At 73.4% G+C, this 23261-nt stretch carries 23 protein-coding genes and 1 tRNA gene; 14 read left to right on the forward strand and 10 right to left on the reverse strand.

Going from position 1 to position 23261, the window contains the following annotated elements:
* Positions 1-16: 16 nt before the first annotated feature.
* The 7 genes from N4G70_RS01005 to N4G70_RS01035 form a co-directional block, all read right to left on the reverse strand.
* Positions 17-90, reverse strand: a tRNA-Lys gene (locus N4G70_RS01005).
* Positions 81-794, reverse strand: a complete 714-nt coding sequence (locus N4G70_RS01010; protein WP_261710426.1) for a bifunctional DNA primase/polymerase — start codon at positions 792-794, stop codon at positions 81-83. Before N4G70_RS01010 ends, N4G70_RS01005 begins: the two co-directional genes overlap by 10 nt.
* Before the next feature lie 143 nt (positions 795-937).
* Positions 938-1285: a hypothetical protein gene (locus tag N4G70_RS01015; protein ID WP_261710427.1), complete on the reverse strand. Its 348-nt coding sequence runs from the start codon at positions 1283-1285 to the stop codon at positions 938-940.
* A gap of 140 nt (positions 1286-1425) precedes the next feature.
* On the reverse strand, positions 1426-2757 hold the full coding sequence (locus N4G70_RS01020; RefSeq protein WP_261710428.1) for an AAA domain-containing protein: 1332 nt from the start codon (positions 2755-2757) through the stop codon (positions 1426-1428).
* Positions 2754-4343 carry a hypothetical protein gene (locus N4G70_RS01025; RefSeq protein ID WP_261710429.1) on the reverse strand — a complete coding sequence of 530 codons (1590 nt, stop codon included), beginning with the start codon at positions 4341-4343 and terminating at the stop codon, positions 2754-2756. The genes N4G70_RS01020 and N4G70_RS01025 overlap by 4 nt, the downstream gene beginning before the upstream one ends.
* Positions 4334-5647 (reverse strand): hypothetical protein, encoded by a 1314-nt coding sequence (locus tag N4G70_RS01030; protein ID WP_399033652.1) that lies wholly within the window; start codon positions 5645-5647, stop codon positions 4334-4336. The genes N4G70_RS01025 and N4G70_RS01030 overlap by 10 nt, the downstream gene beginning before the upstream one ends.
* Positions 5556-6455, reverse strand: a complete 900-nt coding sequence (locus tag N4G70_RS01035) for a phosphatase PAP2 family protein (protein WP_261710430.1) — start codon at positions 6453-6455, stop codon at positions 5556-5558. Before N4G70_RS01035 ends, N4G70_RS01030 begins: the two co-directional genes overlap by 92 nt.
* Before the next feature lie 204 nt (positions 6456-6659).
* Here N4G70_RS01035 and N4G70_RS01040 point away from each other — a divergent pair, with 204 nt between their 5' ends.
* Positions 6660-7265, forward strand: a complete 606-nt coding sequence (locus tag N4G70_RS01040; protein WP_261710431.1) for a histidine phosphatase family protein — start codon at positions 6660-6662, stop codon at positions 7263-7265.
* A 370-nt stretch (positions 7266-7635) separates the two neighbouring features.
* On the opposite strand, the gene N4G70_RS01045 is transcribed toward N4G70_RS01040, so the two are convergent.
* Positions 7636-8490 carry a LysR family transcriptional regulator gene (locus tag N4G70_RS01045; protein ID WP_261710432.1) on the reverse strand — a complete coding sequence of 285 codons (855 nt, stop codon included), beginning with the start codon at positions 8488-8490 and terminating at the stop codon, positions 7636-7638.
* Between the two features lie 520 nt (positions 8491-9010).
* On the opposite strand from N4G70_RS01045, the gene N4G70_RS01050 reads away from it, so the two are divergent.
* The 10 genes from N4G70_RS01050 to N4G70_RS01095 are packed head-to-tail and all read left to right on the forward strand — an operon-like array spanning position 9011 to position 17757.
* On the forward strand, positions 9011-9793 hold the full coding sequence (locus N4G70_RS01050; protein ID WP_261710433.1) for an alpha/beta fold hydrolase: 783 nt from the start codon (positions 9011-9013) through the stop codon (positions 9791-9793).
* Positions 9790-11388 carry an amino acid adenylation domain-containing protein gene (locus tag N4G70_RS01055; protein WP_261710434.1) on the forward strand — a complete coding sequence of 533 codons (1599 nt, stop codon included), beginning with the start codon at positions 9790-9792 and terminating at the stop codon, positions 11386-11388. The genes N4G70_RS01050 and N4G70_RS01055 overlap by 4 nt, the downstream gene beginning before the upstream one ends.
* The gene (locus N4G70_RS01060) at positions 11385-11648 is read left to right on the forward strand and encodes an acyl carrier protein (protein ID WP_261710435.1); all 264 of its coding nucleotides are present in this window, start codon (positions 11385-11387) and stop codon (positions 11646-11648) included. Before N4G70_RS01055 ends, N4G70_RS01060 begins: the two co-directional genes overlap by 4 nt.
* Positions 11645-12805, forward strand: a complete 1161-nt coding sequence (locus N4G70_RS01065) for an acyl-CoA dehydrogenase family protein (protein WP_261710436.1) — start codon at positions 11645-11647, stop codon at positions 12803-12805. The genes N4G70_RS01060 and N4G70_RS01065 overlap by 4 nt, the downstream gene beginning before the upstream one ends.
* 29 nt (positions 12806-12834) lie before the next feature.
* Entirely contained in the window at positions 12835-14025 is a 1191-nt protein-coding gene (locus tag N4G70_RS01070; protein ID WP_261710437.1) for an acyl-CoA dehydrogenase family protein, read from the forward strand.
* Complete coding sequence (locus tag N4G70_RS01075) at positions 14019-14540, forward strand: flavin reductase family protein (protein ID WP_261710438.1); 522 nt, start codon at positions 14019-14021, stop codon at positions 14538-14540. The genes N4G70_RS01070 and N4G70_RS01075 overlap by 7 nt, the downstream gene beginning before the upstream one ends.
* A gap of 55 nt (positions 14541-14595) precedes the next feature.
* Complete coding sequence (gene panD, locus N4G70_RS01080; protein WP_261710439.1) at positions 14596-15012, forward strand: aspartate 1-decarboxylase; 417 nt, start codon at positions 14596-14598, stop codon at positions 15010-15012.
* 32 nt (positions 15013-15044) lie between these two features.
* Positions 15045-15779 carry an SDR family NAD(P)-dependent oxidoreductase gene (locus tag N4G70_RS01085; protein WP_261710441.1) on the forward strand — a complete coding sequence of 245 codons (735 nt, stop codon included), beginning with the start codon at positions 15045-15047 and terminating at the stop codon, positions 15777-15779.
* 56 nt (positions 15780-15835) lie between these two features.
* Positions 15836-16654 (forward strand): phytanoyl-CoA dioxygenase family protein, encoded by an 819-nt coding sequence (locus tag N4G70_RS01090; RefSeq protein WP_261710442.1) that lies wholly within the window; start codon positions 15836-15838, stop codon positions 16652-16654.
* Positions 16651-17757 carry a zinc-binding dehydrogenase gene (locus N4G70_RS01095; RefSeq protein ID WP_261710443.1) on the forward strand — a complete coding sequence of 369 codons (1107 nt, stop codon included), beginning with the start codon at positions 16651-16653 and terminating at the stop codon, positions 17755-17757. Before N4G70_RS01090 ends, N4G70_RS01095 begins: the two co-directional genes overlap by 4 nt.
* A gap of 139 nt (positions 17758-17896) precedes the next feature.
* Here the strand turns inward: N4G70_RS01095 and N4G70_RS01100 are convergent, their stop codons facing one another.
* A complete protein-coding gene (locus N4G70_RS01100; protein ID WP_261710444.1) occupies positions 17897-18721 on the reverse strand; it encodes a helix-turn-helix domain-containing protein in 825 nt (274 codons plus the stop codon).
* Between the two features lie 160 nt (positions 18722-18881).
* Here N4G70_RS01100 and N4G70_RS01105 point away from each other — a divergent pair, with 160 nt between their 5' ends.
* Positions 18882-20084: an MFS transporter gene (locus N4G70_RS01105; protein ID WP_261710445.1), complete on the forward strand. Its 1203-nt coding sequence runs from the start codon at positions 18882-18884 to the stop codon at positions 20082-20084.
* Positions 20085-20138: 54 nt separating this feature from the next.
* Here the strand turns inward: N4G70_RS01105 and N4G70_RS01110 are convergent, their stop codons facing one another.
* Positions 20139-21581 (reverse strand): tetratricopeptide repeat protein, encoded by a 1443-nt coding sequence (locus N4G70_RS01110; protein WP_261710446.1) that lies wholly within the window; start codon positions 21579-21581, stop codon positions 20139-20141.
* Between the two features lie 249 nt (positions 21582-21830).
* Between N4G70_RS01110 and N4G70_RS01115 the strand changes: the two genes are divergently transcribed.
* Positions 21831-22316: a hypothetical protein gene (locus tag N4G70_RS01115; protein WP_388721660.1), complete on the forward strand. Its 486-nt coding sequence runs from the start codon at positions 21831-21833 to the stop codon at positions 22314-22316.
* 54 nt (positions 22317-22370) lie between these two features.
* Positions 22371-23228 carry a spermidine synthase gene (locus N4G70_RS01120; RefSeq protein ID WP_261710447.1) on the forward strand — a complete coding sequence of 286 codons (858 nt, stop codon included), beginning with the start codon at positions 22371-22373 and terminating at the stop codon, positions 23226-23228.
* Positions 23229-23261: the final 33 nt, after the last annotated feature.

Here is a 23261-nt window from a genome sequence, read left to right on the forward strand (position 1 = left end):
GGGCTTCTTCCGTCGGTGCGCCGCCAGGGACTCGAACCCCGGACCCGCTGATTAAGAGTCAGCTGCTCTAACCAACTGAGCTAGCGGCGCCTGCTGACGTCGTAGACATTAGCACCCTGATCCGCGCGAGGAAAAATCGATAACCGGGGCGGGTCCGTGGCCTCGTTCCTGGCGGCCCGGACACAGGCCCACAGCAGGACGTCCGGCCCGGGCAGCCAGGGGCGGCGGGTGTCGGGGGCCACCAGCCAGCGGGCCGCGCCGGAGTTCTCCCGGTCCGGGCGGACCAGTGCCGGAACGGTGACCGCGTCCCCGGCGCCGTGACACAGCAGCGGCGGGACCGGGACGTCGCTGCCGTGCCACTCCTCCCACTCCAGGAGCGAGGGCAGGCGCTGCGCGGTGCCGGGCGCGGCGAACAGGAGCATGCGCCCGCGGTGGATCGCCACCGGCCCCGATCCGGGTCCCTCGGCCCACAGCCGGTCGAGCATCCGGCGCCCGAAGACCGACGGGACGTTCACCACGTCGAAGACCGTGCCGCAGGGCAGCACCCCGGGCGCGGCCGGGCGGCCCTCCCACAGGGCGAGGGTGCTGCGCGGGTGGGTGGCCGCCGAGGCCAGCCAGGCGGCGCCCGCAGCGGTCACCTCGCCGGCCTGGTGGCCGCCCTCGTCCCGCAGGAGCCGCAGGACGTCGAGGTCGTCCCCGCCCGCGAAGGGCCCGCCGCGCCCGCCGACCGTGGTGAGCGGCCCGCCGCCGCCCGTTTCCCGAACGCCGCTTCCCCTGCCGTTGTCGCTACTCATGCTCTACGTCTACCGGGCGGCCATGTCCCGCCCCAGCGGCTTGGCGGAAACCGGGACAGGGCGGGGCCAGAGGGCGTATCTTGCGCTCCGGCATATGCCCGGGGCCCGTGGTCGGGGAGCCCGCCCCGAGCGGGCCGGGGTGCTCAGGGAAGGTCGCCCGAGCGCATCAGATCGCGGCCGAACTCGATCATCTTCTTCGCGTAGTCCTCGGTCCACTGGGCCCGCTCCGCCACGTCGGCGGGGGTCAGCCGGTCGAAGCGGCGGGGGTCTGCCAGCTGGGCCGCCGCGATCGCCTGGAACTCCACGGCCCGGTCCGCCGCGGCCCGGAACGCGAGGGCCAGCTCGGTGGAACGGCTCAGGAGCGCCCGGGGATCTTCTATGGACTCCAGGTCGAAGAAGTGCTCCGGGTCGGCGGTGGCCTCGGAAGGCTCGAAGAGCAGCGGCGCCGGCCTCAGCCGCTGCCGCTCCTCGTTCCGCTCGTGCTCCGCCATGTCTGTCCTCCCAGGGGCAGGTCGACGCCCAGGGTCAAGGCGCCCCGGCCACCGTCCATTGTCCCGCCCCGGCGCAAGGGGGCCTTCGGCGCGGCCGCTCGGGCGGCCGGAGCCGTCAGGGACCGGACTCCGTCCGGTGGTCAGGGTGTCCAGGGCACGCGGTGGTGGGAGAGGTGGTCCCACGTCGCCATCATCGCCTCCCATCCATCCGGGAACTTCACGGTGACGCCCAGCTGGACCGGCTCCGTCGAAGGGTGTTCGTCCAGGAGGTCGCTCACGCCCGCGCGGCACACCACCACGCACGCGTGCCGGTGGCGCGAGGTCAGGACGCACAGGCGGCCCGTCTCCAGGTGGAAGGCCGTCGCGTCCGGGCGGCCCGAGAGCGGGTGCAGCACGACCGTCACGTCGAACTCCCTTCCCTGGAGCCGGTTCGCGGTGTCGACCGCCACCCCCGTGACCCCCCGCTCCGCGAGCGCCGCCCGGATCGCGGCGGCCTGGTCGCGGTGGGCTGTGCCGACCGCGATGCGGTCCGCGGTGAGCGGGGCCGGCTCCGGCGAGCGCTCGCTGGTCGCCGCCCCGCCCCGGTCCAGGAGCCGGCGTACGACCTGGGCGACCGCGCCGACCGCCTCCGGGTCGGTGCGCGGGGTGTGCCGGGCGGGCAGCTCCAGCAGGGCCCAGCCCGACGCGGCCGCCTCGTCCAGCGCCCGGTCCGGGGCCGAGCCGTCCGAGGAGACGCCGAACGACAGCCGCCGGTCCTCGGGGCCGGTGCCGCTGCGGAACGGCGTGAACGGATAGAACGCGGCCGACACCAGCGGCGCCGCCGACGCAGGAAGCCGCCACGAGACGGGCAGCCGGTGCTGCGGCAGCTCCGGATTGTGCGCGAGCAGCGTCGTCACGGCGCTCGCCGACGGGTCGTAGGACAGCCCCGCCCACTGCTCGGCGTCCGCGATCGCGAAGGGGTCGAGCTGCCCGGGGTCGCCCACGAACAGGGCCCGCTCGAAGAGGCCGGCCACCGCGAGGAGCGCGTCCGAACGCATCTGGTACGCCTCGTCCACGATCGCGTGCCGCCAGGGCTCGACGTCCTTCACATGCGCCCACTTCGCCGCCGTCGAGATCACCACGTCGAGCCCCGCGAGGTCGCCCGCCTTCGACGACTTGCGTACGTTGTCCAGCTCGTCGAGGGCCTTGTCGTACGGGTCGCTGTCACTGCTGTGCAGGCGGCCGACCGGCAGATCGGGCGCCTTCTCCGCGAGACGTACCACCAGGTCGTCCACCTGGGCGTTGGTCTGGGCCACCACCATCAACGGGCGCCCCGCGGCGGCCAGTTCGAGTGCGGCGCGCACCACGAGCGTGGACTTGCCGGCGCCCGGCGGCGAGTCCACGACGATGCCGCGGGCCGTGCCGTGCAGGGTGTCGGCGAGGATCGCGTCGGTGGCCGCGGCCGCTGCCGCCGCCGGATCGAAGGCGGTCACAGCAGGTCCTCGGAGGTCGGCGGGTCGGGGTGCTCGGCGGTGGCGGAGCCGGGCGGCCCGCCGTGGGTCCAGGGGGTGGCTTCCGGGTCGGGCAGCTTGGGGGCGCCGCGCTGCTCGTGCTCGAACAGCGTCCAGCAGACGCGGTCGCCCTTGACGGGGACGGAGCCGGGCGCGGGTTCCCTGGACCGCCCCATCTTGTCCAGGACGCGCAACACGACGGCGCCGCCCGGCTCGTACGCCACGAACTCGGCCTTCTGCGGCTTGCCGTCGAGCGTCCGGTAGACCTTGGCGCCCTCGGCCAGGTGCGGGGCGTCGTCGGTGCGCAGGGTGAGCAGGGGGCGGGGGCTCGGGCGCTTGGACTCCGACCACGCCGGGGTCACCTCGACGACCTCGCCCTCGAACGCCTCGCCCGCCAGCCGGCGGGCCGCCATCACCAGCGGGTCGTCGAGCGCCTCGCCCGCTTCGAGTTCGGCCTGGGCGCGCTCGCGGCGCAGCAGCTTGGTGGCGGCCGTCACCGCGTCGTCGCGGCGCGGCTGGGGCGGCTCGCCCGCGGTGATCCGGTCCCGGTGGCCGGTGAACGACCAGCGGTCGCTGGTCCAGCGCGCGGCCGCGCGCTCGCCCTCGGGGAGTTCCCGCAGCAGGTCGAGGGCGTGCCACACCGACGACCAGGTGGGCATGAGCTGCGCGGCCAGCAGACGGCGGATCTCCCGTTCAGCGACGGTCAGTTGACCGAGGCGCTCGTCCGCCACCAGACCGTCCTCGGCCGTCTGGAGCGCCTGGCGCGCCCGGTCGTAGCGCTCCACGGCGGGGGCGAGCAGCCGGTTGTCGAACGCCGGGTCGGTGGCCGGGCCGGCCGGCGGGCACAGCAGCTGGCCGTCCGCGCCGCGCGCCAGCTCCGCCCGCAGCGCCGCCTCGGCCCCGGACTCGCCCTCGGACGGGTCGATCCAGGCGAGCAATGCGCCCAGGTGCTGGTCCTCCAGGCTGGACTGGCCGGTCGCCCAGTGCCGGCCCAGCAGGTCGGTCGCGGCGAGCAGCAGCGCGGAGCCGGGGGTGCGGGCGCGCTCGGCGTAGTGCGTGAACCAGCGGCCGAGCAGGGGGACGCGGGGTGGCGCGGGGTAGGGCGCGTCCGGGTCCTGTTCGGCGGTGCGGCGAAACCGCATCGAGCGGCCGAGCAGCCGTACGAAGTCGATGCCGGCCCGGCCGGGGACGATCAACTGCGGCGCGTCCGCGCACAGTTCGACCTCGACCTTGGTCTTCTTGCCGGTCTCGGGATCCGTCTCGGAGCGCTCGGCCGTCTCGACGTCGTCGGCGTACGCGTCCAGGTACGGCAGTACGGCCTCGGCGAGGTCGGCCAGGAAGGTGAAGCGCAGATCGCGGTCGCGGGGCTGGGCGACCACGAGCAGCGTCGGGTCCGCGCGATCGGTGCCGACGAGCGCGCCGAGCGGCGCCCCGGCCTCGCCCGCCGTGGTGAGCGGCACGAACACGAGGGGCCGCTCGCTCAGATGGCGGTGGCGCACGGTGGTCAACGGCTGCGCGCGCCCGGACTCGACGGCCTCCAGACGGGCCAGCGTGGAGATCAAGGACATGGGGCGCCCGCCTCGGTGCGGGGGGCGGGGGCGCCCGCGCCGGTCGCGGCGGGGCCCGCTGCGGTGCGCGGGGCGGCCGGGGAGGCGCCCGGGTCGGGTCCGGCGGGGACGGGTGCTTCCGTGCGCGGGGCGCGGAGGTCCGTCCCGGGGCCGGTGGCGAGCGCCTGCGCGCGGAGGGCGGCCGCGCGGCGCACCGCGGCCACCGTCGGGTCGGTGGGGTCGCCCGACTCGCCGCGGGCCGCCGACAGGACCTCGCCGATCGTGGTCAGGGAGCCGAGCTCGCCGCGCAGGGAGCGGCCGAGCGCGGCCACCGCGCCCTGCTCGCGGGCGCGCCCGCGGCAGTGGAAGGCCAGCTCGCAGGCGGCCAGGCACTCCGGCGCGTACACCGCGGGGACCGCCTCGACCGCCGTGGCGAGCGAGGTGCCGGACTGGCCGTCGAGGTCGAACGTGGTGCCCGGCGGCAGCGCGTCCGCGATGTCCTCGATCCGGGCGAGGCGCGCCAACTGCCGCCGGGTGACCGACAGTTGCTTGCGCACGTCGACCACCGACGCGGTCGGCAGGTTGGAGAAGTCCTTGGGGCAGACCAGCAGCACCGAATGGTCCACCGAGGCGCCCTCGACGAGCGCCGCGACCCGCTCCAGGGCCAGCACGTACACCGCGGACTGGCGGGCGGCCGCGCCCACCTTCGACGCGTCGGCGCCCGCGTCGATCATCGGGAAGGACTTGATCTCGACGACCGTCCAGCGGCCGTCGGGGTGGACCACCACCGCGTCCGGCTCCAGATAGGCGGGGGAGCCCGCCACCTCCAGGGCCAGCATCGGATGGTCGAGCAGCGCCCAGGCCCCGGCCGCGGTCGCCTCGCGCAGCGCGAGCGAGGTGCGGGCCGCGCGGCCCTCGGGGCCGGCCGCCGAGAGGTCGGGGGACGAGGCGTCCTGGGGCGGCTCGGCGCCCGCGCCCATCCGCTCGTGCAGCAGACGGAGCAGCTCGGCGCCGCTGTCGCCCTTCACCTTCGCCTCGAAGGCGTTGCCGCGCATGAACGCGAACTGGGACTGCCCGAAGGCCGCCGAGGGTGAGCCGATCGCCTCGGCGAGCGCGCCCTTGTCCACCCCTGCGCCGTCCAGGAGCGCGCGTCTGCGGCAGCCCGGGTTGGCGGCGAGGGCGGCCAGCGCCCGCGCGTCCAGCGGCCGGGCCGGGACGGCCGGGCCGCGCAGTTCAGCGAGCCGTCGACGCAGCGCTGTCGCCGGCTTCCGCTCGGGTGTCCGATCGGGTGTCGGACGAGGTCCGCTGCCCAGGGATTCGCTCACCCGCCGAAGTCTCGCATCCGGCACTGACAATCGGGGCGCCGGTGGCCCGGGAGGCGGGTGCGAAACGGGCCCGCAGGCGTTCCGTGAGCCGCAGCAGGGGGCGTGAGAGCAGCAGGCCGAGACCCATCACGGCGGCGCCCGCGACCGCGTCGAGCAGGTAGTGGTTGGCCGTCCCCATCACCACGAACGTGATGGTCAGCGGGTAGGCGACGGCAAGGATCCGGGTCAGCCTGCTGCCGCCGAAGCGCCACAGCATCACCCCGCACCACAGGGCCCAGCCCACGTGCAGGCTGGGCATCGCGGCGAACTGGTTCGTCATGCCGCCGAGCCCCCGGGGGGCGCTGGCCTCCCCGCCCCACCAGCCGTACGAGCCGTACTGGGCCATCGTGTCGGTGAAACCCTGCACGGCGGGGAGCAGCCGGGGCGGGCAGGTCGGCAGGAACGTGAAGCCGATCAGGCCGAGCAGGGTGGACGTCATCAGCCAGCCGCGGGCGGCCCGGTACTGGGTGGGGCGGCGGCGGAACAGCCAGATCAGGACGGCCGGGGTGACCAGATAGTGCAGCGAGGCGTACACGAAGTCGGCGGGTATGCCGAGCGCCGGGGTGTGCGTGAACAGCCTGTTCAGCGGGTGCTCGGCGTTGAGGTGGAACGCCTTCTCGAAGCGCAGGATGGACAGCCCGTGCTCGACGGCCCTCGCCTCGTCGCCGCGTACGATCAGCCGCCCCAGGGAGTACACCGCGTACACGAGCGCGAGCAAGGGGAGTTCGGTCCACCAGCGCGGTCGCGTGGCGTGCTGCGGCGGCTGCATCCGGCAGGTTCCCCCAACTGATCCTCGGGCTGCCCGCTGGGGGCCTCCGGGTGGTAGACGTGCGTTCAACCGTACGGTGTAAGTGATCGCCTTCACGCAGCACCCCGGTGTTCCGGTCAGACGCGCAGATCAGGCCACTGGTTGCGTCGGGAGTGCGGGAAGATGGTTATGGCACATTTCGTACGGGATCGGGAGAGAACACCCATGGCAGCCGCCGCACCGCGCATCCTGCTGGCCCGGCACGGGCAGACCGAGTGGTCGCTCGCGGGCAAGCACACCGGCCGGACCGACATCCCCCTCCTGGAGGAGGGCCGGCGCGGAGCGAAGCTGCTCGGGGAGCGGCTGCACCGCGAGCCGTGGGGCGGGCTGCCCGGTGTCGAGGTCCGCACCAGCCCCCTCCTGCGGGCCTCCGAGACGTGCGAGCTGGCCGGGTTCGGGGAGCGGGCCGAGCCGTGGGACGCGCTCATGGAGTACGACTACGGCGCGTACGAGGGCATGGCACCGCCCGAGATCCAGGAGCGGCAGCCCGGCTGGTTCATCTGGCGGGACGGGGTGCCGGACGGGGAGACCCTGGCGGAGGTCGCGGCGCGGGCGGACGAGGTGGTGGCGTGGGCGCGGTCCGCGGGGCGGGACGTGCTGGTCTTCGCCCACGGGCACATCCTGCGGGTGATCGCGGCGCGGTGGCTGGGGGAGGACGTGTCCTTCGCGGCCCGCATCCGGCTCGACCCGACGTCGCTGTCCGTCCTGGGGTGGGCGTACGGGGAGCCGGCGATCGAGCGCTGGAACGACACCGGGCACCTCGAGCGGTGAGCCCTTGGGGCTTCGCCCCGAACCCCCCGGGGGTTTGCCCACCTGTCCGCCCGTGTGGGGCGGTTGGTTGGTTCCGGGCCCTCTGGGGCTCCGCCCCGGACCCCGGGGGTTTTGCCACCCGCCCGTGACGGGGGTTGGCTGGTTCCGGGCCCTCTGGGGCTCCGCCCCGGACCCTGGCGGTCTTCCCACCCGCTCGTGACGGGGGGTTGGCTGGTTCTGGGCCCCCTGGGCCTTCGCCCCAGACCCCAAGCGTTGCCCGCCTATGGCCGGCTCCGGCCCCCTCGGGGCTCTGCCTCCGAGCCCCGAGGGGGCGCGGCCCACCCATCCCCCAGCACACAACCGCGGAGCGGCCCGTTCCGCGCGGCGGGCGCTAGGTCTGTAGCTCGTCGGCCGCTCGCCAGGCGTGGTGGGCGAAGCGTGCGGCCTGGGGGTGGGCGCCGTGGGAGGGGTGAGCGAGGTACGCGGGGACGGTGGGCGCCCCGGTCAGCGGGACCAGGCGGACGAAGGGGTGCGTGTAGCGGCGGGCCGCGGCGACGGGCGCGGTGCCCACGCCGAGGCCGACGGCCACCTGCTCCAGCCACTCGTCGAAGTTGTGGCACTCGGCGCCGACGACGGGCCGACGTCCGTCCGGCCACATGTCGGGGAACGTGGTGCCGCTCACGGTGTTGATGACCAGCGGCAGTTCGGCGAGCTCCGCCCAGTCCAGCTCGGTGCGCCCGGCCAGCCGCCAGCTCGCGGGGACGGCGGCGATGCGCGGCTCCTCGTACAGCAGGACACCACGCAGCCCCTGCGGCAGCTCCGCACAGCGCAGCAGGCCCAGATGCACCTCCCCGGTGTCGAGTCCGGCCTGCGGGGTGTCGCAGCGGACGAACTCGACGGCCACCCCCGCCTCCTCCCCGAAACGTGCAGCGATCCGCGATAACCCCTCGGGCAGCCCCCAACTGAACCCGATGCGCAGGGTCTCGCCTTCCTGCACCTCCCGCAGCGCCGCGTCGAGCTGGCGCAGCAGGGGGGCGACCTTCTTGCGCAGGGCCACGCCCTTGTCGGTCAACTCCGTCCTGCGGGTGGTGCGTTCGAAGAGCCGCACGCCCAACGACTCCTCCAGCGTTCTGATGGTGCGGGTCAAGGTCGGCTGGGCCAGGTGCAGACGACGGCCGGCGGCCGTGAAGCCGCCTTCCTCGGCGACGGCCAGAAAGCATCTGAGATGGCGCAGATCTATATTCATTCGGCGATCCTATAGGTGGCGCCGCACTGTCATTTCTCACGGCCTGACTGTGTGCATAGGCTGCTTGATGTCACCGAGCGGACCGGATGCCCGACAGGGTCGGCGTTCACGAACCGCTGGTGTACTGCCATGCACTCAACGGGGGTACGTCATGAGTGAATACTGGTGCGCGCCGTCAACTGGAACGGCGCCGAAGCCGGTCAAAATGAAAGCAAAAGGCTCGGCGAGGGGCTGGTCCGCGCCGCGGACGTCCCTGCCCAGGGCCGTTCCCACCAAGGCCTCCGAGGGTCAGCGGTAGGAAGAGGGCCCTCGGGCGGCCTCGGTCCCACACTTCTTCGTCGGCGGTGACGTCTGTCACGCCTGTCACCGTGGAAGTTATTTCCTCAACTATTCACGATTTCTTTCCATCCGGGCTGCGCGGCTGCCGTCGCGCGTGGTGCGGCTCATCGGCATGACGTAATTCTGGCCGCCGCTTCCGGAATGTCTGTTTCCTCTGCCGTAATCACCGAAGGATATTGATGTGCCAGTAATTGATACATGCAACGGTCCCGTCGAGTACGTATTCATCGACGGTGACCCGGACCTGGCACCGCTGGTCTTCCTGCACGGCGGACTCGGCTGCGTCGCCTCGTGGGGGCGCTTTCCCGCCAGGCTCGCCGCCGCCACCGGGCGCCGTGCCCTCGTCTACTCCCGCCACGGCAACGGCGGCAGCGGACCCGACCCGCTGCCGCGCACCCCGCGCTATATGCACGAGCACGCCCAGGACCTTCTGCCCGGCCTGCTCGACGCCCTCGGCGTGCACCGTCCCGTCCTGGTCGGTCACAGCGACGGCGCCTCGATCGCGCTGCTGCACGCCTCGGTGCGCCCGGTGGAGGCCGTCGTCGGGATGGGCCCGCACATGTACTTCGAGGAGGAGAATCGCCTCGGCATCGAGGCCGCCCGCGCCTCCTACGACGCCGGCCCGCTCGCCAAGAAGCTGGCCCTGGTGCACGACGACCCCCGAGGGGTCTTCGAGCGCTGGTCCGGGGTCTGGCTCTCGCCCGGCTTCCGCGACTGGAACATCGAGGGCGATCTCGACGTCACCGCGCCGGTGCTGATGGTCCAGGGCGACGCGGACGAGTACGGCTCCCTCGGCCAGGTCGACGCCGTCGAACGCGCGGTACGCGGCCCCTTCCGGCGCCTGGTGCCCGAAGGCTGCGACCACTACCCCCACCTGGTCTGCCCCGACCTCGTCATCGACACCGTCCGCGACTTCCTCGCCGCGCACACCGCCGGCACCCCCTCCGCGGAGGCCGTCCGATGACCACGGAGCACCCCGTACGCCTCGACGCCCTGCTGGCCAGTTCCGCCCGCACCCACCCCGGGCGCACCGCCCTGGAAGGCGCGGGCGAGAGCTGGACGTACGCCCAACTGGAGCACGCCGTCGCCGAGTCGGCCGAGCGGCTGACCGCGAACGGGCTCGCACCCGGCGACCGGGTCGGGGTCTTCGCCCCCAAGAGCCCCGCCACCGTCATCGCCCTGTACGCGGCCCTGCGGGCCGGTGCGGTGGTCGCACCCCTGGACGTGGCCGACCCGCCGGAACGCACCGCCCGCATGATCCGCAACGCCGGTCTGTCGCTGCTGCTCACCACCGACCGCGCCCTCGCCGGAGCGCACCGCGCCGCCGCCCGTGCCCGCGACGGCGTCCCGGCCGACGACGGCGCCCTCGACCACGGCCTGCACTGGCTGCGCGTCCTGGCGCCCGACGAGCGGCCCGGGCCGCTGCCCGCGCCCACCGACCGCGGTGGCTACATCCTCTTCACCTCCGGCTCCACCGGCTGGCCCAAGGGCGTCCTGCTGTCGCACGAGAACGTCGCCCACTACGCCCTGTGGGCCGCCGGCGAGTTCGGCCTCACCCCTGAGGACCGGATCGGCTCCCAGGCCGCCCTCACCTTCGACCTGACCACCTTCGACCTGTTCAGCGCCGCCGCCGTCGGGGCCTGCACGGTCTTGATGCCGGACCTTCTGCGCGCCTTCCCGCGCGACGTCGCCGGCTGGCTGACCGAACAGCGCATCACCCACTTCGTGGCCGTGCCGTCGCTCTACCACGGCATGCTCCAGCAGGGCGGCATCGCCGACGCCCCGCCGCCCCACCTGCGCGTCGCGGCCTTCGGCGGAGAGGCGTTCGCTCCCGAACTCCTGGAGAGGTACCTGGAGTTGCTCGACGGCGTCCCCTTCTACAACCTGTACGGGCCCACCGAGACCAACGCGTGCACCTACTACCGGGTGCCGGCCGACTGGAGCGCCGACCAGGAACTGACCATCGGCCGCGGTATCGCCGGCGTACACATCGAGGTGCTCGACGAGGACGGCCGTCCCACCGACGGCGAAGGCGAGATCCACATCGCCGGACCCACCGTCTTCCAGGGATATCTGCGCGGCGGCGAACCGAGCGACCCCACCCGCACCGTGGTCTTCCGCGACGGCGTGGCACGCCGCGCCTACGCCAGCGGCGACATCGGCCGGATCACCTCCGACGGCCGGGTCTTCCTGCGCGGTCGGCGCGACTCCCAGGTCAAACGACGGGGTCACCGCATCGACCTGATGGACGTGGAGAGCGCCGTCCTCGACCTGCCGCAGGTCGCCACCGCCGCCGTCGTCGCCAAAAGCGGCCCGCACGCGGGTCAGATCTGGGCCTACGCGCAGGCGGACGCGTCCGAACGGGAGCTTCTGGCCGCACTGCGCGACGTGCTGCCCAAGCGGATGCTGCCCGACCGGGTCGTCCCGGTCACCACTCTGCCCACCACCACCAGCGGCAAGGTCGACCGCCGTGCCCTGAGTGACGACGGCGACCCCACCCCCACCGGCGCCGAACCCATCCCCACCGGCTCCGTACTCATCGAGGAGATCCCCGCATGAACAGCGTCGAAGACCTCTGCGCCCTCATCGCCCGCCGCATCACCTGGGGCCGGGGCGAGGACCCGCAGTCCCTGAACGCGGACACCCCACTCCTGGAGATGGGTCTGGTCGACTCCCTGGCGATCATGGAGATCGTCTCGGCGCTCGACGCCGAGGCCGGCATCAGCCTGCCCGACACCGAGATCGTCGCCGCCAACTTCCGTACCCCCAAGGCGCTTTGGGTCGCCATCGAGCGACTCCGGGCCGAGGAGGGCGCGTGAGCGCGGCGGCCCTCGCGGCGCTGCGTTGCGGCCCCGCGGAGACCGAGCGGATCGTCGACACCTACCGGGACCTGGCCGCGCCGGTCCTGGAGAAGACCGCCGGCGACGACTTCATCGCCCAGTGGCGGGCCATGGCCGACCTCGGCGTCCTGCGTCTTCCCGACCCGGACGCGACGGCGCCCGGCCCCGTCACCCGCTCGCTCGCCATGGTCGAGGGCATCGGTCTTGCCGGCGCCGATCCCGGCCTCTGCTACGCACTGGCCTCCCAGATCTTCGGCATGCAGTTCCCGCTGCGGGCCACCCTCACGGCCGAGGCCTGGCGCGCGGTCGCCGAGGTCCAGGAGGGCCGGGTGCTGCTGTGCCACGCGCTGACCGAACGCGGCGGCGGCAGCGACCCGTTCTCCATGGAGACCCGGGCCCGGCGCGACGGCGACGGCTTCGTCCTCGACGGCGCCAAGACGTTCATCACCGCCGCTCCCGTCGCGGACCGGGCGATCGTCTTCGCCCGTACCGGAGAAGGACGCTCCCCGTTCGCCCTGTCCGCCTTCCTCTTCCCGCTCGACCTGCCCGGCGTCCGACGCGGCGAGTCCTTCACCAAGACCGCCCTGCCGACCGTGCCGATGGGTGAACTCCTCTTCGAGGGCGTGCGGTTGGGCCCGGAAGCACTGCTGGGCGAGGAGGGCTCCGGTCTCGCGGTGATGGCCTCCACCACCGCCTGGGAGCGCTCCGTCATCCTCGGCTACGCGCTCGGCCCGATGCGCCGCACCCTGGTCCGTACCGTCGAGTGGGCCGCGGACCGCGAACACTTCGGCCGCCGCATGGGCGCGAGCCACCAGGTCGCGGCCCGCGTCAGCGACATGGCCCTGGCACTGCACCGCTCCCGCGTCCAGCTCTACGCGATGGCCGCACGGCTCGATGCCGGAACTCCCGCCCGGAAGCTGGCCGCCGAGGCCGCCCTCACCAAGATCTCCGTCTCCGAGGACTACGTACGGCTGACCGAACACGCCACCGCGCTGTCGGGCGTACGCGCCTTCCTGCCCGACTTCGACCTGGCCGCCGACCTGGCGAGCCCCATGGCGGCCCTCACCTACGCCGGCCCCAACGACCTGCTGCGCGTGGGCGTCGCACGGCAACTCGGCCTACCGGTCGAGAACTGACCGATCGAGACCCGAACCGAAGGACATCGATGACGCTGCCGACCCAACTCGACGACCTCCTCAAACTAGCCGCGGAAACCGGCGCGGCGCTCGCCCCGCTCGCCGCCGACGTCGATGCCGGACGTGCCGACGGCCACGAGACCTACCGCATCCTGCGCGACTCCGGCCTGCTCGCGCTGCTCGTCCCCAAGGAGTCGGGCGGCGCCGGCCTCGGCTTCGGCGACTACTGGCGCGTCCTCGCCGAACTCGGCGCGCACAACGGGGCCGCCGCCCTCGGCTTCAACATGCACCACGTCGTCATCGGCGCGCTCGCCGACTCCGCCGGCACCCGGTTGTCCCCGGCCGCCGACACGTTCCGCGCCTGGATGCTGGACGAGGTCGTGCACGGCCGCAAGCTGTTCGCCTCCGCCACCTCGGAGACCGGCCGGGGCGCGAAACTCCGCGGGATGCACACCCGCTACCGGCTCTCCGACGACGGCGCGCACTACATCCTGACCGGCCACAAGTCGTTCGTCTCGCTGGCGGGCGCCGCCGACTACTACGTCGTCGCGGCCGTGGCCGACGACGGTGCCGAGGACTCCGCCGAGGTCTCGCACTTCGTCGTCGCCGCCGACGACCCCGGCGTCGGCTTCGGCAGCGTCCACCACATGTCGGCGATGTACGGGACCAGCACCGCCGCCATGACCCTGGACGAGGTCCCGGTGCCGCGGTCCCGGCTCTACCTGGGCGTCGAAGGCATGTCCCTGTTCAAGGTCGTACGCGAGCCGCACTGGATGATCGCGGGCTACACCGGCGCCTACCTCGGCATCGCCGAGGCCCTCTTCCGGCACACCGTCGACCACGTCACGGCGTCTCCCGCGCGAGCCCAATCGCCGGTCGTACAGCAGGAGTTGGGGCGCATGTCGGCCCGGCTGCGGGCCGCCCGCGCCCTGGTGCACGAGGCCGGTGACCTGGTCACCGCCGAGCGCGGCAGCCTGGAGGCCAACGCGATGGTGCACGCCGCCAAGTACGTCGTCGGCGAGGCCGGTCCGCAGCTCGCCCAGGACGCGCTGCGGCTGTGCGGCTCGGCCGCCGTCAGCCGCGCACACCCCCTGGAGCGGCTGATCCGCGAGGCGTCCTTCGCCCATGTGATGCCGGCCAAACCGCAGGACTGCCTGGAGTACCTGGGCAAGGCCGCCGTCGGCGTCAATCTCTACGACGCCCGGGCCTTCGCATGGTGATCCCCGTCCAGGACGCCCCCGCCGTCACACGCGACGCCTTCCGGGCCCTGATGGGCTCGCACCCCAGCGGCGTCGCCGTCATCGCCACGGCCGACGCGCAGGGCAGGCCGTACGGCTTCACCTGCACCGCCCTGTGCTCGCTGTCCCTCGACCCGCCGCAGCTCCTGGTGTCCGTGGCCAACACCGGCAGCACCCTGCCGGTGATCGCCGCCCGCGGCGCGTTCACCGTCAACTTCCTGCACGGCGCCGGGCGGCGCGCCGCCGAGGCGTTCGCGGGGCCCGCGGCCGAGCGCTTCCGCACCACCGCCTGGCGGCCCGCGCCCGCCACCGGTCTCCCCGTGCTGGCGCAGGACGCCCACGCCAGCGCCGAGTGCCGCGTGGCCCGGCTCATCCCGGCCGACGACCACACCCTCGTCATCGGCGAGGTGGTGCACACCGAGACCCACTCATCCGTGCCCGACGCGGCGCCGCTCCTGTACGGCATGCGCCGCTACGCCACCTGGCCGACCACCTGACGGGGACCGGCCCCGGCCCGCTCGCACCCATCAACACCTCACCCAAGGAGTACCCATGTTCCGCACCCTGATGAAGTCGAAGATCCACCGCGCCACCGTCACCCAGGCCGACCTGCACTACGTCGGCTCGCTGACCATCGACTCCGACCTGATGAAGGCCGCGGACCTGCTGCCCGGCGAGAAGGTCGACATCGTCGACATCGAGAACGGCTCCCGGCTCTCCACCTATGTCATCGAGGGCCCGGCCGGCTCCGGCGTCATCGGCATCAACGGTGCCGCCGCCCGCCTCATCAGCCCCGGCGACCGGGTGATCATCATCGCGTATGCCGCCATGACGGACGAGGAGACCGCGAGCTTCGTTCCGCACGTCGTCTTCGTCGACGAGCGCAACGAGGTGGTGGACCTCGGCGGTGACCCGGCCGCGGTGCCCGAGGGCTCCGGTCTCAAGCGTGGCGACCTCGTCGCCAACTGACCATTCGTACCAGGCAGTTCAGGGAGCTCACTATGACGACCTCCGTGGTCAGCGGCGGCACCCGTGGCATCGGACGCGCACTGAGCCTGCGGCTCGCCGCCCTCGGGCACCGGGTGATCGCCCTCTACCGCGGCGACGACCGTGCCGCCGAGCAGACCGAGAAGGCCGGCGAGGGCCGGATCGCGACACTGCGCTGCGACCTCACCCGGCCCCACGAGATCCGGGCGGTCTGCGACCGGATCACCGGTGAGTACGGCACGCCCGCGGTGCTCGTCAACAACGCCGGTGTCAACCGCGACCGGCCCTTCCTGTCCATGACCGCCGAGGACTGGGACACGGTCCTCGCCACCAACCTGTCCGGCCCCTTCCACCTCAGCAGGGCCCTGGCGCCGGTGATGGTGGAGGCCGGCGGCGGCAGCATCGTCAACGTCGCCTCCACCACGGCGATCCGGCCCCGGCGCGACGGCGCCAACTACTGCGCCAGCAAGGCGGGCCTGATCCAGCTCACCAAGTGCCTGGCCCTCGAACTGGCCCCGCACATCAGAGTGAACGCCCTGCTGCCCGGCTTCACCGACACCGACGAGGTCACCGAGCGCTACCGCCTCGACGACCCGGAGCGGCTGGCCACGGTCCTGGACACCATTCCTGCCCGCAGGCTCGGCACGACGGACGACATGGCCGACGCCCTGGAGTATCTGGTGACCGCGCGCGGCGGCTATGTCACGGGGCAGCAACTCATCGTCGACGGCGGCCACTTCATGGGGTGACGGCCCCACCCCCGCCCCACGCACCGACACACCCCACACCCTCAGGAGAAGACACCATGCGACTGACCCGGCAACAGGTCGACCAGTACCACGACCAGGGATTCCTGACGCTGGAAGCCCTCCTCGACCCCCGCGAGGTGGACACGCTCCGGGCGGCCCTCGACCGCGACACCAAGATCCCCGGCCCCCAGCTGGTGACCGAGGACGGCGGCACGGAGGTCCGCGCGGTCTACTCCTCGCACCAGCGCCAGCCCGAGTACGCCGGCCTGGTCCGCGATCCCCGCATCCTGCCGGCCGTCCAGCAGCTCCTCACCGACGACGTCTACATCTACCAGTTCAAGATCAACGCCAAGCCGCCCTTCGGCGGCGACAAGTGGGCCTGGCACCAGGACTACCTCGCCTGGCGTCTCGCCGACGGGCTCCCCGCACCGCGGCAGATCAGCATCGGGGTCTTCCTCGACGACGTCACCGAGTTCAACGGCCCCGTCATCTTCCTGCCGGGCTCGCACCGCGGCGGACTCGTCCGAGAGGGCCGCTCGGCCGTCGCCAAGTCCGACCAGCACCTCGACCCCGACGACATCTCGCTGACCCCCCGGCAGCTCGCCGAACTCGTCGACCGGCACGGCATGACCAGTCCGAAGGGCCCGGCCGGCTCCGTGGTGCTGTTCTCGCCGGAGATCGTGCACGGCTCGGCGCCCAACATGTCGCCGTTCGCCCGCCGCCTGCTGATCGCCACCTACAACGACACCGCGAACCTGCCGCGCCCCGCGGGCGCGCCGCGTCCGGACTACGTCGTGTGCCGCGACACCGAGCCGCTGCGCCCCCTGGACTCATCCTTCTCCGAGGCGCTCGGCCTGCGTACGGTGACGTCATGACGCCGCGCACCGGACGCGCCGTAGTCCTCGAACAGTTCAACTCCCCTTTGCGGCTGAGGGAGTTCGCGCTTCCCCCGGCCCCGGACGGCGGCATGATCGTGGCCTGCGGCTACGGCGGCGTCTGCGGCACCGACCTGCACCTGAAGCAGGGGCACCTCGACATCCCCGTCCCGCTCGTCCTGGGCCACGAAGGACTCGGCGTCGTAAGGGAGTTGGGCGCCGGCGTCCACCGCGACGCCACCGGAGCGCCGCTCGCGGCCGGTGACAGGGTGATGTGGGCGTCCTCCATCGCCTGCGGCGTCTGCCCGCCCTGTCGGCTGCACCGCGAACCGACCCTGTGCGAGCAGCGCCGCACCTATGGCGTCAATCGCGGCCTCGACAGCGGTCCCGAACTCTCCGGCGCCTGGGCCGACCACATCGTGCTCCAGCCCGGCACCGCCGTCGTCAAGGTGCCCGACGGCGTCGATCCGATCGCGGCCATGTCGCTGGCCTGCGCCGGGCCCACCGTGGCGCACGCCCTGTACGAGCGGCGGCCCGTGCGTCTTGGCGAGACCGTGGTGGTGCAGGGCAGCGGCCCGGTCGGCCTCGCGGCGGCCGCGTTCGCGCACCTGGCCGGCGCCGCCAAGGTCATCGTCGTCGGCGGCCCCGCCGGCCGCCTGGAGGGGGCAGCCGCCGCCGGCATCGGCGACGTCCACCTGAACATCGCCGACGCCGAGGACCCCGAGGAGGTCCTGCGCGAGGCACGCGAGGCCGCCGGCGGGGACGGCGCCGACCTGGTGATCGAGTGCGCCGGGGTGCCGGCCGCCGTCGGGCAGGGGCTCACCCTCGCCCGCCGGGGCGGAAGCTACCTGATCATCGGCCAGTACACGGACGCCGGGGACACCCTGATCAATCCGCACCAGATCGTCCACCGCCAGCTCGACGTCGTCGGCTCCTGGGCCTTCACCGGCGCCCATCTCGTCGAATACGTCCGCCTGTTGCCGGCCCTCACGGCCCGGTTCGACCTGGCGAGTCTGGTGACGCCGTTCCCCCTGGAGCAGCACGCCGACGCGCTCAGCGCGGTCGCCGACGGCTCCGTGATGAAGGCGGTACTCACCTCCTGACACCCCCAGGCTCACCTGCCGGCGCACCGACCCCCGCGACGCGCCGGTGAAGGTGAAGGTGACGGCCCGACCGCGACCCACCGGAGCGATCGGGCCGTCACCGCTGCCCGCATGCCGTGGTCACCCGGGGGGCACCGGCTCAACCCCGGACCAGCAGGCCCAGTGCCTCCTCCGTCGCCCGGTCGTCGGGAAGATAGGCGAGCAGATGGTGGCCCGGTTCGTCGACGGCCGCGAGCTTGACGTACCGCAGACGCACATCACCGGCCACCGGATGACGGAAGTGACGTACGGCGGGATGGAACGCCGAGGTCTCCCGGCGGTCGTACCAGCGCGCCGCGTCCGGGTCGGCGAGCAGCTCCGCGATGATCTCGGCATACCGGCCGTCCTCGGGATGCCTTGCCGCCTTCGCCCGGAACTGGCCCAGCAGACTCCGTGCCTCCTGCTCCCAACTGGCCAGCAACGTACGGGCGGGGGGCCAGCGGAACACCAGCCACAGCAGGTTGCGCTGCTTGGGTGCCAGCCGCGCCAGATCGGTGAGCAGCGCGGCGTACCCCGGGTTCCAGGCCAGCAGGTCCCAGTGCGGGTCGAGCACCGCGGCCGGGTTCGGCTCCAGCGACTCCACCAGGGACAGCAGGTTGCGCGACACCCATCCCGGCGGCCGCTCGGCCGGCTCGGCGTGCTCCACGAACGACATCACATGGGCGGTCTCGTCCGCGTCGAGGCGCAGCGCCCGCGCCACCGACCGCAGCACCTGCGCCGACGTACGCACCCGCCCCTGCTCCAGCCACGCGTACCAGGAACTGCTGATCCCGGCCAGCTCCGCGACCTCCTCGCGCCGCAGCCCCGGGGTGCGCCGCCGCGGTGAGCCGGGCAGTCCCACATCGGCGGGGGCAAGCCGCTCACGGCGGGAGCGCAGAAACGCGCCCAGTTCGCGGGCCCGGCCGTCGACTCCTGCGCCGTTCATGCTTCCCCCTCACACCGTGGGCCCCTGCCGCCGAGGGCCGTACGCCTCGCCCTCAGGGTGTGAGCAAGGGTAATCGGCTGGGGTGCCACCTTGATCGCCGGCGGTGGTGAGCTGGTCCTGCCGGTCCGAAAGCACCGGCAGGCACGCCACAAGGAGCCCCATGGACACCACCGACTCACCACGTACCACCCCCGCACCTCCCGCGCCCCCCTCCGGCCCTTCGCTTCCCGCCGGCTCGCTGCGGCTGCTGCGCGCCGCCGGATTCGTCAGCAACTTCGACCGCTTCTGCATCACCCCGATGCTGCTGCTCATCGGCACCCAACTCGGCGTCTCGCTGCCCACGGTGATGCTCGCGGCCAGCGGCTACTTCCTCGCCTACGGCCTGATGCAGCCGGTCTGGGGCCTGGCCAGTGACCGACTCGGCCGGGTGCGGGTGATGCGGATCTCCCTGGCCGGTGCCGCCGTCGCCGCGCTCTGCTCGGTGATCGCGCCCGGCGCGACGGTGCTGATCGTGGCGCGCACCGCGGCCGGCGCGTTCTTCGCCGCGTCCATCGCGGCTTCCATCACCTACATCGGGGACACCGTGCCCGCCGCGGTGCGTCAACGTCCGCTCAGCGAACTGATGACCGCGTTCGCCCTGGGCACCGCTGTGGCCACGGTCGTCGCCGGCGCACTGGCGCACTATGTGAGCTGGCGGCTGGTCTTCGCCCTGCCCGGCCTGATCGCCACCTACCTGGCCGTGGCCCTGCGCCGCCTGCCGGAGCCGCCGCGCGCGGCGTCCGGCGCACTGTTCGCCCCGTTCAAGGTCGTCCTGCGGTCCGGCTGGCAGTGGTACGTCATGGCCGTCGCCATGCTCGAAGGCGCCGTCCTGCTCGGCTTCCTGACGTACATCGCGCCGGCCCTCGAATCCCAGGGCGCCTCGGCGACCCTGGCCGGCGCGGTGTCCGCGCTGTACGGCGTGGGCTCGATGACCGCGGCCCAGACGGTCAAGCGGCTGGTCGGCCGCTGGACACCGGCGCGGCTGATCGTGGTCGGCGGGGTGCAGATGGCCCTGGCGTTCGGCGTCGCCGCGGCCAGCCGGTCGGTGCCCGCGCTGGTGGCCTGCACGCTGCTGCTCGGCGGCGGCTGGTCGTTCATGCACTCCACGATCCAGTCCTGGGCCACCGGCCTGTCCCCGGCGGCCCGCGCCACCGGCGTCGCGATGTTCGGCCTGGCCCTCTACGTCGGCAGCGCCCTGGCCAGTGCCATCGCCGCCGGGCCTGCCGAACACCACGCGTACGGGGGGCTGTTCCTGACGGCCGCGATCCTCACCGTACCGCTGACGATCGCGGCGGCCGTGGGTCGCGCCCGATACCGGGGTTGACCCGGGGGCCCGGGGGCAGGGGGCAGGACCTCGGGCCGTGGGGCGAGGGGACCCCTACACCGCCACCGCCCCCCGCCGCTCCAAGAACGCCGCCACCTCCGCCGCCCCCCGATGCGGCGCCAGGATCCGGGCCGTATCCGCCAGCATCGCCTGAATCCGCGTGGACTGGACCTGGTTCAGCAGGTCCAGGACCTGCTGCCCCGCCGCCGCGGACTCCGCCGGCGCCCCCGCCCGCGCGAGATCGTCCGCGAGCTCGGCCCGGTACAGGGCCAGGTTCCGGGCGAAGTGGGGATCCTGCACCGCCGCCGCCCGGTGCGCGTGCCGGGCCGCCCGGGACCAGTCGCCGAGCGCCGAGAAGCACTGCGCCTGGAGCATCTCCAGCTCGGCCTCGACGAAGAAGCTCATCCACTCGGGGTCGGCGCCCGAGGCGCCCCGCGCGAACTGGGAGTGCGCCCGCGCGAGCGATTCCTCGCACGCCGAGCGGTCGCCGAGCCCCGCCCAGCCCCCGGCCTCGCGCAGCGCGAGCAGGGACAGCAGGCGCGCGGAGCCGAGCGTCCGGGCCGCGCTTTCGCCCGCCTGTGCCGCCCGCATCGCCTCGCGCGGCCGCCCCATGTCCCTGGCCAGGAACGACATGTTGCAGAACGCGTGCGCCTCCAGAGCGGGGTCCCCGGCGAGCCGGGCCGTGGCGAGCGCCTCCGCGTAGTGCGAGCGGGCTTCTCCGAAGCGGCCGGAGTCATGGGCCAACCAGCCGACGGAGATGGCGAGTTCACCCGCGCCCGAGTGCAGCCGCTCCTGCGTGGAGCGCCGGGACGCGCTCGCGTCGAGCAGGGCGTAGGCGGTGCGCAGCGGCTGGGCGGCCCGCTGGTAGAGGCCGTCCGCGCCGTGCCGGTCGTCCAGGAGCCTGATTCTGCGCACCGCCTCCTCGACGGCGCTCACCTCGGCCTCGCCGACGCGCTGGACGGCATGGGCGGATACCGGGCCGAGGCCCAGCGAGACGGCCGCCACCGTGGCGGTGGAGCCCGTCATGAATGCGCGACGCAGCACGTCGCTCTCCTCGTGGTTCTGGTGGTCATGGGACGGCTCGTGCGAGGGGTCGCACGAGGGGTGGTGCGACGGATCGGCGGGGCGGGGTGCGACAGGGAGCGGGGGTGCGGCGGACAGCGGGCGCGCTCCTCGCCCGCGTACCGTCTCCCTCGACGAGAACCCCAGGTCGGCCAGGGTCAAACCCGGGAACATGTGCCGGAAGACCCTTTCGTACGCATAGTTCGGGCAGCGGATCTCGCCGTTCTCCACCCGCCCGATATAACGCGCGTCGCAGGCGACCTGTTCACCGATCTCCCGGGCGGCCCGGCGGACCGAGGCCGCGAACTCGCCCGGCGAGCGGGCACCCCTCAACTGCCGGAAGGCCGCGTTGGGTTCACGCGTGAGCCGCTCCGGGGTCCGCGGGGTCCGGTCGTTCGCCCGGTGGTCTGCCTGGGGATCTGGTGACGGCGCCATGGCTGGACAGCTCTCTCCGGCGGGGTGTGGCGGAGCAAAAACGTACCGGCTGTGATGGCTTGTTCACGCAGTGTTTGGCTACAAAAGGGATATCTCACCCCTGATCCGCCATGAACTGCCATCCTTTGCGGCGGCGTGCCGCCGTTCCCCTTGACGCGCAAGGGCGTTGAACCATGCGGAGAGCGCCAGACACCGCAGCGACGCGGCGGGCTTGCCTTCTTGGAGGACTGCGTGAACACCGACACCGCCATCGACTTCACCGTCTCCGGTCCGCAGACGACGGCCGCCCGTCATCCGCACTCGGCGCGGGCCGGCGCCCCGCCGGTCCCCGGCTGCGCCCCCGCGGAACCCTGTGACCTGGTGACCGTGCCCGCCCGTCAGGGACTTGAGGCCGTCGACATCATCCGCCGCGGCGAAACCCCCGCCGCCGTCGGACCCGTCCTGCACGACGGAACCTGCGACACCCTCGGCTTCCTGGTCCCGCCGGGCACCGCGGCGGCCTGGGACGTGCCGGGCAGCGCCTGTACGGAGACCAGCGGGCGCGGGCTGCGCATCGAGGGCCTGCCCGCGGCGCCCCCCGTCACCGGATCGGGCTGGCTGCTCCCGCCGAACACGACCGAGGTCACCGATCCGGGCCTGCTGCGGGCGGCCCTCGGCGAGGCGGCCCGCATGATCGAGGCTGCCGACGGGATCAGAGAGGCGGCCCACGGGACCTGCGGGACCGAGGGCCGCTGAGCGGGGCCCGGGCCCGGGAAGGCGGCACCCGTCCCGCCGGTCGATAATGGCCGGATGGCGAAGAGCAGCAGGCGGCGCGGGCCCGAGCCCGTCGTCGAGACGGTGGACGGCGGCCTCGCCGAACTCATACCCGACCGGGACCGGACCGGCGGGTGGACGCTGCTGCTGGACGGGGCTCCCCAGTCGCACGTGGACCTCGACGCCCCGGACCGGCTGACCTTCGAGTACCAGCGCCGCCTCGGGCACGTCATCGACCTCTGCGCCCCGGCCGGTCAGCCCCTCAACGTCCTGCACCTGGGCGGTGGTGCCTTCACCCTGGCCCGCTACATCGCGGCCACCCGGCCCCGCTCCACCCAGCAGATCGTCGAGCTGGACGCAGCCCTTGTCCAGCTCGTGCGCCGGGAGCTGCCGCTGGACCCCGGGGCGCGGATCCGGGTACGCGGCGGGGACGCCCGCGCCGGGCTCGCCAAGCTCCCCGACGCCTGGGCCGACCTCGTCATCGCGGACGTGTTCAGCGGAGCCCGCACCCCGGCCCACCTCACCAGCACCGAGTTCCTCACGGACGTACGCCGGGTGCTGAAGCCGGGCGGCACCTACGCCGCGAACCTCGCCGACGGGCCGCCGCTCGCGCATCTGCGGGGCCAGATCGCGACCGCCGCCGGGGTCTTCCCCGAACTCGCGCTCGCCGCCGATCCCACGGTGCTGCGCGGCAAGCGGTTCGGGAACGCGGTCCTGGTGTGCTCGGCGGTGGCGCTGCCGGTCGCCGAGCTGACCCGGCGGATCGCGGGCGACCCGCACCCCGGCCGCGTCCAGCACGGGCGGGAGCTCGCCGACTTCACGGGCGGGGCGCTCGCCGTGAGCGACGCGAGCGCCAAGCCCTCACCGGCGCCGCCCGCCTCGGCGTTCGGATGAGCCGCCGGGTCGCGTGCCGTTGAACCCGGGCCT

Origin of the sequence: Streptomyces sp. ASQP_92 (assembly GCF_025399895.1) — a bacterium.
In the GTDB taxonomy this organism is placed as follows: Bacteria; Actinomycetota; Actinomycetes; order Streptomycetales; family Streptomycetaceae; genus Streptomyces.

Coding starts and splice junctions, on each gene's coding strand:
- N4G70_RS01100 (WP_261710444.1), bottom strand. CDS start 18,721: ATGAACGGCGCAGGAGTCGACGGCCGGGCCCGCGAACTGGGCGCGTTT.
- N4G70_RS01095 (WP_261710443.1), top strand. CDS start 16,651: ATGACGCCGCGCACCGGACGCGCCGTAGTCCTCGAACAGTTCAACTCC.
- N4G70_RS01120 (WP_261710447.1), top strand. CDS start 22,371: ATGGCGAAGAGCAGCAGGCGGCGCGGGCCCGAGCCCGTCGTCGAGACG.
- panD (WP_261710439.1), top strand. CDS start 14,596: ATGTTCCGCACCCTGATGAAGTCGAAGATCCACCGCGCCACCGTCACC.
- N4G70_RS01035 (WP_261710430.1), bottom strand. CDS start 6,455: ATGCAGCCGCCGCAGCACGCCACGCGACCGCGCTGGTGGACCGAACTC.
- N4G70_RS01010 (WP_261710426.1), bottom strand. CDS start 794: ATGAGTAGCGACAACGGCAGGGGAAGCGGCGTTCGGGAAACGGGCGGC.
- N4G70_RS01075 (WP_261710438.1), top strand. CDS start 14,019: ATGGTGATCCCCGTCCAGGACGCCCCCGCCGTCACACGCGACGCCTTC.
- N4G70_RS01045 (WP_261710432.1), bottom strand. CDS start 8,490: ATGAATATAGATCTGCGCCATCTCAGATGCTTTCTGGCCGTCGCCGAG.
- N4G70_RS01110 (WP_261710446.1), bottom strand. CDS start 21,581: ATGGCGCCGTCACCAGATCCCCAGGCAGACCACCGGGCGAACGACCGG.
- N4G70_RS01060 (WP_261710435.1), top strand. CDS start 11,385: ATGAACAGCGTCGAAGACCTCTGCGCCCTCATCGCCCGCCGCATCACC.
- N4G70_RS01105 (WP_261710445.1), top strand. CDS start 18,882: ATGGACACCACCGACTCACCACGTACCACCCCCGCACCTCCCGCGCCC.
- N4G70_RS01055 (WP_261710434.1), top strand. CDS start 9,790: ATGACCACGGAGCACCCCGTACGCCTCGACGCCCTGCTGGCCAGTTCC.
- N4G70_RS01090 (WP_261710442.1), top strand. CDS start 15,836: ATGCGACTGACCCGGCAACAGGTCGACCAGTACCACGACCAGGGATTC.
- N4G70_RS01040 (WP_261710431.1), top strand. CDS start 6,660: ATGGCAGCCGCCGCACCGCGCATCCTGCTGGCCCGGCACGGGCAGACC.
- N4G70_RS01025 (WP_261710429.1), bottom strand. CDS start 4,343: ATGTCCTTGATCTCCACGCTGGCCCGTCTGGAGGCCGTCGAGTCCGGG.
- N4G70_RS01070 (WP_261710437.1), top strand. CDS start 12,835: ATGACGCTGCCGACCCAACTCGACGACCTCCTCAAACTAGCCGCGGAA.
- N4G70_RS01085 (WP_261710441.1), top strand. CDS start 15,045: ATGACGACCTCCGTGGTCAGCGGCGGCACCCGTGGCATCGGACGCGCA.
- N4G70_RS01015 (WP_261710427.1), bottom strand. CDS start 1,285: ATGGCGGAGCACGAGCGGAACGAGGAGCGGCAGCGGCTGAGGCCGGCG.